Origin of the sequence: Trinickia sp. (assembly GCF_051954495.1) — a bacterium.
Lineage (GTDB): Bacteria > Pseudomonadota > Gammaproteobacteria > Burkholderiales > Burkholderiaceae > Trinickia.
Genome location: NZ_JBQCHR010000036.1, coordinates 1 through 11,800, shown reverse-complemented (window position 1 = coordinate 11,800; position 11,800 = coordinate 1). Strand labels below are relative to the sequence as shown.

Here is an 11,800-nt window from a genome sequence, read left to right as displayed (position 1 = left end):
TTGTCACGGATTTCGCATTACATCTTGGAGACGCCGTGCTGAAACATCTGGACCCGCTTCTGAACGCCGACATCCTTCATGCCCTGCGCGCGATGGGCCACGGCGATGAGGTCGTCATTTGCGACGCGAATTTTCCGGGCGATTCGGTCGCGCGCGCGACGGTGCTCGGCAAGCTGCTGCGCATGGACGGCGTCGATGCGGCTCGCGCCGTACAGGCCGTGCTCTCGGTACTGCCCCTCGATACGTTCGTCGAAGCGCCCGCGATGCGGATGGAAGTCGTCGGCGATGCGCAGGCGCTGCCTGCCGTTCAGCGCGAAGCCCAAGCGGAAGTCGACCGTGCCGAAGGCCGAGCGGTGCCGTTCGCGCCGATCGAGCGCCATGCCTTTTACGCGCGGGCGCGCAAGGCCTACTGCGTGATCGCGACGGGCGAGACGCGCGGGTACGGCTGCTTTATCTTCACGAAGGGCGTCATCCTCGCCCCGGACGCACCGCTTCGCCGGAGCGAGGAGCGCGGCAAATGAATGGGCGCGTCGTCATCCTCGGCATCTATGTGACCGATCTGGCGTTTCGGGCGGAGCGCATGCCCGTGATCGGGGAAACGATCGCCGGTTCGGCGTTCGCGATGGGGCCCGGCGGCAAGGGCTCGAACCAAGCTGTCGCGGCCGCGCGCGCGGGCGCCGACGTCGTGTTCTGCACGCGGCTGGGCGACGACGCGTTCGGCGCCATCGCGCGCGAGACGTGGCGCGCGGAGGGGATTACGGCGCGCGCCACGCTCGTCGACGGCATGGCCACGGGCGCCGCGCACATCTTCGTCGATGCGGCGACGGGTTCGAATGCCATCATCGTCGCGGCGGGCGCCGCGGGCACGCTCGGGCCGGCCGACGCCGACGCGATCGAAGCGGACATCGCCCGCGCCCAAGTATTCGTGACGCAGCTCGAGCAACCCGTGGCCGCGGCGCGGCGCGGCTTGGAGCTTGCCCGCAAGCACGGCGTGACGACGGTGCTCAACCCGGCCCCGGCCCTGCCGCTGCCCGACGACATCTTTCCGCTGTGCGATTACGTCACGCCGAACGAAACCGAGGCCGCCGCGCTGACCGGCATCGAGATCGCCTCGCCCGACGACGCCCGGCGCGCGGCCGACGTGCTGCTCGCCAAGGGCGCGGGCGCCGTGATCGTGACACTCGGCGAAGCGGGGGCCCTGCTGCATTCGCGGACGGAATCGACGCTGGTCCCGGCGTTTCGCTGCGGCCCCGTGGTGGAAACGGCAGGCGCGGGCGACGGCTTCACGGGGGGCTTCGCTGCGGCGCTCGCACGCGGCGACACGCCGCTCGCGGCCATGCGCTTCGGTTGCGCGCTCGCGGGCATCTCGGTCACGCGAGCCGGCACGGCGCCGTCGATGCCGAGCTTGGCCGAAGTCAACGCGCTGATCGGCGCGGGATCGGCCATGCCGGCCTAACGGCGTGCGCGGCTTGCATCGAAAAAAGGCGAAAGGGAAGAAGCCATAAAGGAAGGGCTTGAAAATGAAAGGCTCGTTGGTACTCGGCAAATGGTTCGGCGACCGGCAGTTGAATTTCCTGCTCGGCGTGAACGTGCTTGTCGTCGTCGTCGCAATCTGGCTCTCGCACGGCCAGTTCATCGATATCGACAATCTGCAGTCGATGGGTTCGCAATTGCCGGAAGTCGGCTTGCTCGCGCTTGGCATCATGCTCTCGATGCTCTCGGGCAACGGCGGCATCGATCTATCGGGTGTCGGGCTCGCGAACTTCTCGGGGATGGTCGCCGCCCTCGTCGTGCCGAAGTTCATCAGCGGCGACGATTCTCCCGTCGCCTACACGGCGCTCTTTTGCGCGATCGTCGTGGCGATGGGCTTCATCGGCGGCATGGTCAACGGCTTGATCATCGCGCGGCTGCGGCTCACGCCGATTCTCTGCACGCTCGGCACGCAACTGCTGTTCACGGGTTTCGCCGTCGCCCTGAGCAACGGTGCGTCGGTGCACGTCGATTACGTCGAGCCGCTGGCCGACATCGGCAACGGCGCGTTTTTCCAAGTGCCGATCTCGTTTTGCATCTTCATCGTCGCCGTGCTCGTGCTCGGCTGGCTGCTCAAGCGCACGCCGTTCGGCTTGCGGCTCTATTTGATGGGCACGAATCAGCGTGCGGCCTTCTATGCCGGCATCGGGCAGGCACGCATGCTGATCGCCACCTACACGATGTGCGGCGTGCTGGCGTCGCTGGCCGGCCTGGTCAGCGTGTCGCACACCCTGAGCGCGAAGTGGGACTACGGCAATTCGTACTTGCTGATCGCGATCCTCATCGCCGTGATGGGCGGCGTGAATCCGGCGGGCGGATACGGTCGCATCGTCTGCGTGTTTTTCGCCGCGACGGTCCTGCAGTTTTTATCTAGCCTGTTCAACCTGCTCGGCGTGTCGCAGTTCTTCGGCGATTGCACCTGGGGGTTCCTCTTGCTCGTCTCGCTCGCGTTCGCGGGCGGCGAGCGCATGCGCGCGATCTTCGGCTTCTCTCGGGCGAGTGCGGCGGCGCGAGGGCGGACGGATCGACGGTGAAGCGGCAACGAGTTCGGCAGTCGGCGGGCGCCTAGCCTCGGGCGTCCGTCAGCGCAAACAAGGGGCGATGCGGAACAAGGAAGGAGACAACGCAAATGAAGCTGAAACGAACGAGCCTCGCGCTCACGGCTTGCGCGCTCGGCGCGGGCGTCATTTTCGCCGCGCAGGCGGCGACGAACCAAACGATCGTCACGGTCGTGAAAGTGACGGGCATTAGCTGGTTCAACCGCATGGAAGAGGGCGTCAAGGAGTTCGGCAAAGACAACCCCGGGGTGACCGTCTATCAGACCGGCCCGGGCAAGGCCGACGCCGCGCAGCAGTTGCGCATCATCGAGGACTTGATCGCCAAGAAGGTCAACGCGATCGCGGTCGTTCCGTACGATCCGCCCACGCTCGAGCCCGCGCTGAAGAAAGCGATGGACCGCGGCATCAAGGTCGTCACGCACGAGGCCGACAACGAGAAGAACACGATGGTCGATGTCGAAGCGTTCGACAACTCGGCCTACGGCGCCGCGCTCAACGATCGGCTCGCAAGCTGCATGCACCAGGAAGGCAAATGGGCGACGTTCGTGGGTTCGCTCGGCAGCCGCTCCCAGGTGCAGTGGGCCGACGGCGGCATCGACAACGCGAAGAAGAAGTACGCGAAGATGCAGCTCGTCGAGACCAACATCGAGACGAACAACGACGGCGAGCATGCCTACGAGCAGGCCAAGGAAGTGCTGCGCAAGCACCCGGACATCAAGGGCTTCCAAGGTTCGTCTTCGCTCGACGTGCTCGGCATCGGGCGCGCCGTCGAGGAAGCGGGGCTCGTCGGCAAGGTTTGCGTCTACGGCACGGGCTTGCCGACGGAAGCCGGCAAGTACCTGGAAAGCGGAGCGATCAACGGCATCGCGTTCTGGGATCCGAAGCTCGCCGGCGAGGCCATGAACAAAATCGCCAAGATGCTGCTCGACGGCAAGACCGTGCAAAACGGCGCGAACCTCGGCTTGCCGGGCTATGAGAAGGTGACGGTGTCGAAGGGCCCCGGCAAGGGCATCATCGTACGCGGGCAAGGCTGGGTCAGCGTCGACAAGTCGAACTACAAGCAGTACAACTTCTGATGACGGCGGGGCGTGCACGGCATCCGATATCGGCCGTGCGCGCCCAACGTGCATTCACGCGAACGGAAGTCCATCGATGAACGATGCAAACGTGTCGGAGCCCTTGCTGCAAGTGATCGACGTGCATAAGCGCTTCACGGGCGTGTATGCGCTGCGCGGCGTCACGCTGACGTTCGAACGCGGGCAGATCTACCATCTGCTCGGCGAAAACGGCTGCGGCAAGAGCACGCTGATCAAGATTATTTCGGGCGCGCAGCCGCCCGACGAAGGCGAGCTCGCGATCGAGGGCCGGCGTCATGCACGGCTCACGCCGCTCGAGGCGCTCGGGGCGGGCATCGAAACGGTGTACCAAGACCTTTCCCTGCTGCCGAACATGAGCGTGGCGGAAAACGTCGCGTTGACCTCGGAGCTGGCCGAACACGATGGGCGGCTCGCGCGCACGTTCGATCGGCGCGAGCTGGCGCGTCGGGCCGCACGGGCGCTCGCGGCTGTCGGCTTGCCGTCCGACGCACCATTTCAATCGACGCTCGTCGAGGCGCTGCCGCTCGCGACGCGGCAGCTCGTCGCGATCGCTCGCGCCATCGCGAGCGAGGCGAAGTTCGTGATCATGGACGAACCCACGACCTCGCTCACGCAGAAGGAAGTGGCGAACCTCATCGAGGTGCTGACGAGCCTGCGCGCGCAAGGGGTGACGGTCCTTTTCGTGAGCCACAAGCTCGACGAATGCTACGCGATCGGCGGCGAGGTCATCGTGCTGCGCGACGGCCGAAAGGTCGCGCAAGGGCCGATTGCCGATTACACGAAGGCGCAGATCAGCGAACTGATGACGGGCCGCGAGCTCGCGCATGCGCGCTATCGCACGCAGCCGCCGAGCGAGGCGGAAAGCGACGTCGTGCTCGCCGTGCGCGAGCTAGGACGAGGCCGCCAGTTCCGCGACGTTTCGTTTGCTTTGCATCGCGGCGAGATTCTAGGCGTCACCGGGCTGCTGGATTCGGGGCGCAATGAATTGGCGCGCGCACTGGCGGGCGTGGGTCCGGCCGATACGGGTTCGATCGCGCTCGACGGCGCGCGCATCACGCTTGCGACACCGGCCGACGCGAAGCGCCATCGCATCGGCTACGTACCCGAAGATCGCTTGAGCGAAGGGCTCTTTCTCGACAAATCGATTCGCGACAACGTCGTCACGGCGATGATATCGAGCCTGCGCGACCGCTTCGGCCAGCTCGATCGCAAACGGGCGCGCGCGCTCGCGCAGCAGACGGTGACCGACCTGCAAATCGCGACGCCCGACATCGACAAGCCCGTTCAATCGCTGTCGGGCGGCAACCAGCAGCGCGTGCTGATCGGGCGTTGGCTCGCGATCGATCCGCGCGTGCTGATCCTGCATGGGCCGACGGTGGGCGTGGACGTCGGCTCGAAGGACATCATCTACCGCATCATGCAGGGTCTTTCCGAGCGCGGGATCGGCATCGTGCTGATCAGCGACGATTTGCCGGAGCTGCTGCAGAACTGCGATCGCATCTTGATGATGAGCAAGGGGCGCATGACGGGCGAATACCGTGCGGAAGGCTTGACCGAGGCCGCGCTGTATCGCGCGTTGTTGGCGGAAGCGGCGTGATGCGCAACGAAGCCGCGGCCGAACGCATGAACGTGAATAGCCATAGCCATAGCCATAGCCACAGTCACACCGAGTTACGCATGAACCAGACGATGAGCTCCTCCGATACCGTCGGCCCGACCGAGCGTCGCCGCCCGCTCGATTGGCGCGCGAAGCTCGCGCGCCGCCCCGAATGGCTGCCCGGCGGCTTGATCGTGCTGTCGTGCATCGTCGTCGCGGCGATCAACCCGCGCTTCCTGCAATGGGCGACGCTGTTCGATTTGCTGCATTCGGCCACGACGACATCGCTCTTCGCGCTAGGCACGCTCGTCGTGCTCGCCTCGGGCGGCATCGACGTGTCCTTCACCGCGATCGGCGCGTTGACGATGTACTCGATCACGAAGGCCGTGTTCGCTTGGTGGCCCGATGCGCCGTTCTGGTTGATTTTGCTCGTGGGCGCGGTGGGCGGCGTGCTGCTCGGGGTGATCAACGGCTTGCTCGTGCATCGGCTGAAGGCCCCTTCGCTGATCGTCACGATCGGCACGCAATATCTTTACCGCGGCCTGCTGCTGACCTTCGTCGGCACGACGTTCTTCATGAACATCCCGCACAGCATGGATCGCTTCGGCCGTATTCCGCTGATCGCCTATCGCACCGTCGACGGCCTGGACGCCGTGCTGCCGGTATCGGTGCTCGCGCTCGCGGCGGCGGCGGTGCTGACCTGGTGGTTGCTCAATCGAACGATGATGGGACGGGCCGTGTATGCGATGGGCGGCAGCCTGACGATCGCCGAACAGCTCGGCTACAACGTGCGCGCCGTGCATCTGTTCGTGTTCGGCTATACGGGGCTGCTCGCGGGCATCGCCGGCATCTTGCACGTCTCGAACAATCGGCTCGCGAATCCGTTCGATCTCGTCGGCTCCGAACTCGACGTGATCGCCGCCGTGATCCTCGGCGGCGCCCGCATCACGGGCGGCAGCGGCAGCGTGCTCGGGACGCTGCTCGGCGTGGCGCTCGTCACGCTCGTGGACAACACGCTCATTCTCGTCGGCGTGCCCAGCACGTGGCAGAAGGTCATCGTGGGCGGGTTCATCCTCGTCGCGGGCGTGCTGTTCGCCCTGCGCCGGCGCAGCTAGCGCCGGGCGCGGGCCACGGGCTCGCGCATCTGAAGTAGGCCCGCGCTAGCCGAAGGACGCCGCGATGGCCAGGCGGCGCTCACACGCCGCGCTTGCGCGGCTCTTGCCCTTTCTCGGTGATCACCGAATCGAACTCGTCGACTTGCGAAAAGCGCACGGCTTTCACGACGCCGAACTTGCTCGTATCGGCCACGAGGTGACGCTCGACGGCGCTCGCCATGGCCGCCTGCTTGATCGCCACTTCATGAAAATTCCAGCATGTGACGCCCCGCGCGGCGTCGATCCCGCCTGCCGAGATGAAGGCTTTGTTGATGCCCATTCGCCGCAGCATTTCGAGGCTTTCGTCGCCCGCGAACGAATCGGATGAGGGCACATAGACCCCACCGAGCAAAATCATCCGCACGTTGGGCATGCGCCGGAGGATCTCGGCGATGTTCAGCGAATAGCACACCACGGTGACTTGCATGTCCGCCGGGATCAAGCGCGCGAGCGTGGTGAGCGTCGTGCCGCAATCGATGAAGATCGTTTCGCTGTCGGCGACGAGCTGCACGGCGTGGGCCGACGCCTGCGCCTTGGCTTGCGCGAAGTGATCTTGCTCTTGCTCGAGCGAATAGCCGATGGCGTTGGGGACATTCGCGGCGCTGACGATATAGCCGCCGAGATAGGTGAAGCGTTCGGGGTTCGCGGCGATATCGCGCCGTACCGTCATCTCCGACACGCCGAGCAGCGTGGCCGCGTCGCGCAGCCGCATGACGCTGTGCTTGGCGAGGGCGTCGGCGAGCATGCGCAGGCGATCGGTTTTGACCATGGGTTCTTTGAATGAGCGCCGCATCGTGCATCGTGCGAACTTTGTCGAATGAGCGGGCGTTACTTTTATTGCGGACGTGTGATCGAATTATAACAAGCGGGACGCGTGCTTGCGTTGTTTTTGTCAAAGCCGATCGCTGAAGCGCGCGGAATAAACGCGCGCTCGCGCTGGTTCCTCGTGGCGTAGGTCCCTTTCACTCGTTGGAGAGCCGCCATGAAGAAGTTTGCATTCGTCGCCATGTCCATTGCCGCCGTGATCTCGTCGAACGCGTTCGCGCAGGCGAAGACGCGCGCACAGGTTTATCAAGAGTTGATCGAAGCGAGGCAAAACGGACTCGATTTCGTGACCGACGCGTCGTATCCCGACGTCGATCCGATGTTCCGAGAGCAAGTGGCCGGTATGAAGGCGCAAGCCGCGCACAACGCCATGCAGGCGCAGGCCAAATCGCATGCAGCCGATGCAATGGAATGAGGATCAGCGCCTCGCGCTTGCCTCCACGATCGACGCCGGCCTGAGCGATCGTGGAGACGTGGTGGTCGCAGCGGTTCAACTTGCCGATACGCTGCGACCCTAAATAGCCTGACAAAAACGGCTTTGTGTATCCGCGAGCGATCCCGCGAAACGTTTTCGCTAACGTTTGCGGGTTTTCGGAGTGAATTTTGCGTTGGGGTTTATAAGTACTTCAGGTTCGACCGCCTCGCGCCGTTATACCGGACGTGGTTATGAAGGAATTACCGATTATGGGATTGCCCGTTTTGGTCGTGGACGATTCGACGCTCGCCCGCAGACTGCTGATCAACGCTTTACCCGAAGCGTGGGACGTCGAAATAACGCAGGCCGCCAACGGCACCGATGCGCTGGCGGCCTATCGCGCGGGCCAAGCCTCGGTCATGTTTCTCGATTTGACGATGCCCGGCATGACGGGCTTCGACGTACTCGAGACCGTGCGCTCGGAAGGGCTCGACAGCTTCGTGATCGTCGTGTCCGCCGATATTCAGCCTGAAGCGAAAGCGCGCGTGAAAGCGCTCGGCGCCGTCGCTTTCATCGATAAGCCCGTTACGAGCGCGAAGCTGTTGCCGGTACTGAAAGAGTACGGACTGTATGAGTGAGCCGATTCTCACCGAAGACCAGCGCGACGCGCTGCAAGAAATCGCGAACATTGGCATGGGCCAAGCGGGCGCGCGTCTTGCCGCGCTGCTCGGGCGCTTCGTGCACCTGTCGGTGCCGCGCATCCGCATGGTCGACACGGACACGCTGCCTTCGGCGGTGCGCGACATGCTCGATTTCACCGAGCCGGTCACCGCGTTGCGTCAAAGCTTTCGCTGCGATATCGCCGGTGAGGCAATCTCTCTGTTCGACAGCCGCAGCGCCGCTCACATGAAGTTCGTCTTCCGTTCGGAAGATGCGCACGATGAAGCTGAACACGAAGACATGTCCGACGCGGAAGTGTTGTCCGACGTCGCGAATCTGATCGCGGGGGCGTGCTTGACGGGCCTGTTCGAACAGCTCGAGCAATTGCCGACGTTCACGCCGCCGCGCCTGATCGGCGAGCAGCTCGACTTGGAGGAAGTGTTGCATCCGTCGAAGCTGCCGTGGGACCGGGCGCTTTTGCTCGAAGTGAATTTGCAGACCGAGGACGGCGTGTTCGGTTCGCACTTGCTGACGCTGATGACGGCCAAGGCCGTGCAATCGCTCGTCACGGCGCTCGACGGTTTTCTGGCCAATCTTTGATTTTTTTGATTTGTCGACGTAGCAGATGGACATCCCTGGCACCGCTCGCTTGAGCGAGCTCGCATTGGAGCGCGTCGGGCTCGGCATTTTCGCCGTGGATCGCGATTACCGCATCGTGTTGTGGAATCGCTTCATGGACGAGCACAGCGGCCTCACCGCCGCGCAAGCGATCGGCCGCAGCTTCTTCGATTGCTTTCCCGATTTGCCGCGCGCGTGGCTCAAGCGCAAATTCGATACCGTCTTCCTGCTGCACAGCGGGTCATTTTCGTCATGGCAGCACCGGTCTTGGCTGCTGCCGTTCGAGCACGATTGCCCGATCACGGGCTCGCTCGATTTGATGCAGCAAGACTGTGCATTCATGCCGCTGATCGAGAATGGGGAAGTGGTCGCGGTGTGCGTGACGATCGCCGATGTGACCGAGCTCGCCGTGGCGTGGAAAGAGCGGGAGGTGGCCCTCGAGGCGCTGCGCGATTCGTCGGAACGCGACGCGCTGACGGGCCTCTTCAACCGGCGCCACGTCGATCGCCGTCTTCAGGCCGAATACAACAGCTGGTCGCGCCATCACGATTCGTTCGCGGTGCTGCTGTTCGACATCGACCACTTCAAGCGCATCAACGACACCTACGGTCACCCGACGGGCGACGCCGTGCTGCGCAATATCGCCACGACCGTTTCGCCGCAACTGCGCAACAGCGACGTCCTAGGCCGATACGGCGGCGAGGAATTCATGGTCGTCTTGCCGCATTGCGACGAAGCCGGCGCGGCCGTGGTGGCCGAGAAGATCCGTCATGCGATCGAGCAGAGCGCGCTCGAGCTGTCGTCGGGCGCTTTGAAGGTGACGGTGAGCGTGGGCGGCTGCGCCGCGTCCGTGGGGCTCACGGGCGTTGCCGCGCTCGTGGCCGAAGCCGACCAGGCGCTCTACGACGCCAAGCACGCAGGCCGCAATCAGGTGTGCATCGTGGCGCATCACGCGTCATAGGCACGCACCGGGCGGCGGCGCGGTTCTCGCTCAATGAGCTTCGGAGCGGGCGGCGATCCAGTCCATCGTCGCGAACAGGACGCCCGAAACGATGAAGGTCAGATGCAGGACGACGAGCCAGCGCAAGCGCGGTTCGTCGAGCGAGATGTCCTGCTCGGTCAAGCTCATGAACGCGCGCAGCAGCGAGATGGCCGAAATCGCGACGATCGAGCCGATCAGCTTCATCTTCAACCCCGAGAAATCGAGCGTACCCATCCAGCTCGGCCGGTCTTCGCTGTTGCCCGTGTCGATCTTCGAAATGAAATTCTCGTAGCCTGAAAAAATCACGATGACAACGAGGTTGGCCGCGAGCGAAAGATCGATGAGCCCCAGCGTCGCGAGGATGATCTGCTCGGGCGTGGCGGTTAAGAGCCCCTTCAACCCATGGACGAGCTCGCCCACGAAGGCGACGAGTAGCATGACGAGCGAGAGCACGAGACCGACGTAAAACGGCGCGAGCAGCCAGCGCGATTTGAAAAGAGAAAACTCGAGCAGTTTTTCGAAAGCGTTGCGTTGATGCATGGGGCGGTGTTCCTTTATGGGCGCGCATCGGCGGTGAATCAGACCGGGATTTTACAGTTTCCTTGTGACCGCCGGTCGTCGTGGCGTTCTCCCTGTCCTCGCTTCGTTGGTAAATATATGCATACATCACAAATATCGAGATTGTTGATCAAATGATGAATCGCTACGGCATGGTATCCGCGGCGTGATTTGATCACGGCATCAATAGATGGCGGAAAGCCTGCCCATTGTGACTGCCTCACACACCGCGTGCAACGCGCGCTCGTCTGCGCCAGCCGTGGGAATCTCGGGATTTTGGTCTTCTAGACAGCGTTGCCAACCGCTCGTTGGCATTGCCCTTGCATTGGAATGTGCGCCCGGATCGGCCACGAGGCCGCCGGATACACGAGACCTATTCCAATCACGGAGACAATCCCATGGCGTTACTCGAACGCGCGGCGTGGTACGACATCGCACGCTCCACCAACTGGACCCCGAGCTACGTGACGCAGTCCGAGCTCTTTCCCGAATTGATGTCGGGCGCGCAAGGCGTCCCGATGGACGACTGGGAAGCCTACGACGAGCCCTACAAGACTTCGTATCCGGAATACGTTCGCGTCCAACGAGAAAAAGATGCGGGCGCCTATTCGGTGAAGGCCGCACTCGAACGCAGCCGCATGTTCGAGGACGCGGACCCGGGCTGGCTCTCCATCCTCAAGGCGCACTACGGCGCGATCGCGCTGGGCGAATATGCCGCGATGAGCGCCGAGGCTCGCATGGCGCGCTTCGGCCGCGCCCCCGGCATGCGCAACATGGCAACGTTCGGCATGCTCGACGAGAATCGCCACGGGCAGCTTCAGCTCTATTTCCCGCACGACTACTGTCCGCGCGACCGCCAGTTCGACTGGGCGCATAAGGCCTATCACACGAACGAGTGGGGGGCGATCGCCGCACGCAGCACGTTCGACGATCTGTTCATGTCGCGCAGCGCAATCGAAATCGCGGTGATGCTGACCTTCGCCTTCGAAACAGGCTTTACGAACATGCAGTTTCTCGGTCTTGCGGCCGACGCTGCCGAAGCCGGCGACTTCACGTTCGCGAGCTTGATCTCGAGCATCCAAACCGACGAATCGCGTCATGCGCAGATCGGCGGGCCGGCGCTGCAGATCCTGATCGCCAATGGCCGCAAGGAGCAGGCGCAAAAGCTAGTGGACATCGCGATTGCGCGCGCCTGGCGCTTGTTCTGCCTGCTCACCGGCACGTCGATGGATTACGCCACGCCGCTCGAGCACCGCAAGCAGTCGTTCAAGGAGTTCATGCGCGAGTGGATCGTCGGCCAATTCGA

The 11,800-nt window shown here is 63.7% G+C and carries 12 protein-coding genes and 1 pseudogene; 11 read left to right on the top strand and 2 right to left on the bottom strand.

The annotated features are described in order from the left end of the window. The first annotated feature begins 35 nt into the window (after positions 1–35). The 6 genes from ACTHNR_RS05960 to ACTHNR_RS05935 all read left to right on the top strand — a co-directional run bounded on the left by ACTHNR_RS05960 (position 36) and on the right by ACTHNR_RS05935 (position 6,397). On the top strand, positions 36–521 hold the full coding sequence (locus ACTHNR_RS05960) for an RbsD/FucU family protein (protein ID WP_440546633.1): 486 nt from the start codon (positions 36–38) through the stop codon (positions 519–521). Further along, the gene (rbsK, locus tag ACTHNR_RS05955) at positions 518–1,456 is read left to right on the top strand and encodes a ribokinase (protein ID WP_440546631.1); all 939 of its coding nucleotides are present in this window, start codon (positions 518–520) and stop codon (positions 1,454–1,456) included. The genes ACTHNR_RS05960 and rbsK overlap by 4 nt, the downstream gene beginning before the upstream one ends. 64 nt (positions 1,457–1,520) lie before the next feature. Further along, complete coding sequence (locus ACTHNR_RS05950) at positions 1,521–2,564, top strand: ABC transporter permease (protein ID WP_440546629.1); 1,044 nt, start codon at positions 1,521–1,523, stop codon at positions 2,562–2,564. A 95-nt stretch (positions 2,565–2,659) separates the two neighbouring features. Further along, positions 2,660–3,664, top strand: coding sequence for an autoinducer 2 ABC transporter substrate-binding protein (locus ACTHNR_RS05945; RefSeq protein ID WP_440546627.1), 1,005 nt, complete (start codon positions 2,660–2,662; stop codon positions 3,662–3,664). A gap of 76 nt (positions 3,665–3,740) precedes the next feature. Further along, on the top strand, positions 3,741–5,282 hold the full coding sequence (locus ACTHNR_RS05940) for a sugar ABC transporter ATP-binding protein (protein WP_440546625.1): 1,542 nt from the start codon (positions 3,741–3,743) through the stop codon (positions 5,280–5,282). Positions 5,283–5,362: 80 nt separating this feature from the next. Beyond that, positions 5,363–6,397, top strand: coding sequence for an ABC transporter permease (locus ACTHNR_RS05935; protein WP_440546624.1), 1,035 nt, complete (start codon positions 5,363–5,365; stop codon positions 6,395–6,397). A gap of 79 nt (positions 6,398–6,476) precedes the next feature. Here the strand turns inward: ACTHNR_RS05935 and ACTHNR_RS05930 are convergent, their stop codons facing one another. Beyond that, positions 6,477–7,205, bottom strand: a complete 729-nt coding sequence (locus ACTHNR_RS05930; protein WP_440546623.1) for a DeoR/GlpR family DNA-binding transcription regulator — start codon at positions 7,203–7,205, stop codon at positions 6,477–6,479. Positions 7,206–7,418: 213 nt separating this feature from the next. On the opposite strand from ACTHNR_RS05930, the gene ACTHNR_RS05925 reads away from it, so the two are divergent. From ACTHNR_RS05925 to ACTHNR_RS05910, 4 genes are all read left to right on the top strand, one after another. Beyond that, a complete protein-coding gene (locus ACTHNR_RS05925; RefSeq protein WP_440546622.1) occupies positions 7,419–7,676 on the top strand; it encodes a DUF4148 domain-containing protein in 258 nt (85 codons plus the stop codon). 269 nt (positions 7,677–7,945) lie between these two features. Further along, complete coding sequence (locus tag ACTHNR_RS05920; protein ID WP_440546621.1) at positions 7,946–8,314, top strand: response regulator; 369 nt, start codon at positions 7,946–7,948, stop codon at positions 8,312–8,314. After that, a complete protein-coding gene (locus ACTHNR_RS05915; protein ID WP_440546619.1) occupies positions 8,307–8,936 on the top strand; it encodes a chemotaxis protein CheC in 630 nt (209 codons plus the stop codon). The genes ACTHNR_RS05920 and ACTHNR_RS05915 overlap by 8 nt, the downstream gene beginning before the upstream one ends. Positions 8,937–8,961: 25 nt before the next feature. Then, positions 8,962–9,915, top strand: coding sequence for a sensor domain-containing diguanylate cyclase (locus ACTHNR_RS05910; protein ID WP_440546618.1), 954 nt, complete (start codon positions 8,962–8,964; stop codon positions 9,913–9,915). A gap of 30 nt (positions 9,916–9,945) precedes the next feature. On the opposite strand, the gene ACTHNR_RS05905 is transcribed toward ACTHNR_RS05910, so the two are convergent. Next, positions 9,946–10,476, bottom strand: coding sequence for a TIGR00645 family protein (locus tag ACTHNR_RS05905; RefSeq protein ID WP_440546617.1), 531 nt, complete (start codon positions 10,474–10,476; stop codon positions 9,946–9,948). Between the two features lie 416 nt (positions 10,477–10,892). Here ACTHNR_RS05905 and ACTHNR_RS05900 point away from each other — a divergent pair. After that, positions 10,893–11,800: pseudogene (locus ACTHNR_RS05900) on the top strand (toluene monooxygenase); the annotation flags it as partial.

Excerpts from the sequence above, each read along its gene's own strand:
- rbsK (WP_440546631.1), top strand. The coding sequence starts at position 518 with ATGAATGGGCGCGTCGTCATCCTCGGCATCTATGTGACCGATCTGGCG.
- ACTHNR_RS05950 (WP_440546629.1), top strand. The coding sequence starts at position 1,521 with ATGAAAGGCTCGTTGGTACTCGGCAAATGGTTCGGCGACCGGCAGTTG.
- ACTHNR_RS05945 (WP_440546627.1), top strand. The coding sequence starts at position 2,660 with ATGAAGCTGAAACGAACGAGCCTCGCGCTCACGGCTTGCGCGCTCGGC.
- ACTHNR_RS05940 (WP_440546625.1), top strand. The coding sequence starts at position 3,741 with ATGAACGATGCAAACGTGTCGGAGCCCTTGCTGCAAGTGATCGACGTG.
- ACTHNR_RS05935 (WP_440546624.1), top strand. The coding sequence starts at position 5,363 with ATGAACCAGACGATGAGCTCCTCCGATACCGTCGGCCCGACCGAGCGT.
- ACTHNR_RS05930 (WP_440546623.1), bottom strand. The coding sequence starts at position 7,205 with ATGGTCAAAACCGATCGCCTGCGCATGCTCGCCGACGCCCTCGCCAAG.
- ACTHNR_RS05925 (WP_440546622.1), top strand. The coding sequence starts at position 7,419 with ATGAAGAAGTTTGCATTCGTCGCCATGTCCATTGCCGCCGTGATCTCG.
- ACTHNR_RS05920 (WP_440546621.1), top strand. The coding sequence starts at position 7,946 with ATGGGATTGCCCGTTTTGGTCGTGGACGATTCGACGCTCGCCCGCAGA.
- ACTHNR_RS05915 (WP_440546619.1), top strand. The coding sequence starts at position 8,307 with ATGAGTGAGCCGATTCTCACCGAAGACCAGCGCGACGCGCTGCAAGAA.
- ACTHNR_RS05910 (WP_440546618.1), top strand. The coding sequence starts at position 8,962 with ATGGACATCCCTGGCACCGCTCGCTTGAGCGAGCTCGCATTGGAGCGC.
- ACTHNR_RS05905 (WP_440546617.1), bottom strand. The coding sequence starts at position 10,476 with ATGCATCAACGCAACGCTTTCGAAAAACTGCTCGAGTTTTCTCTTTTC.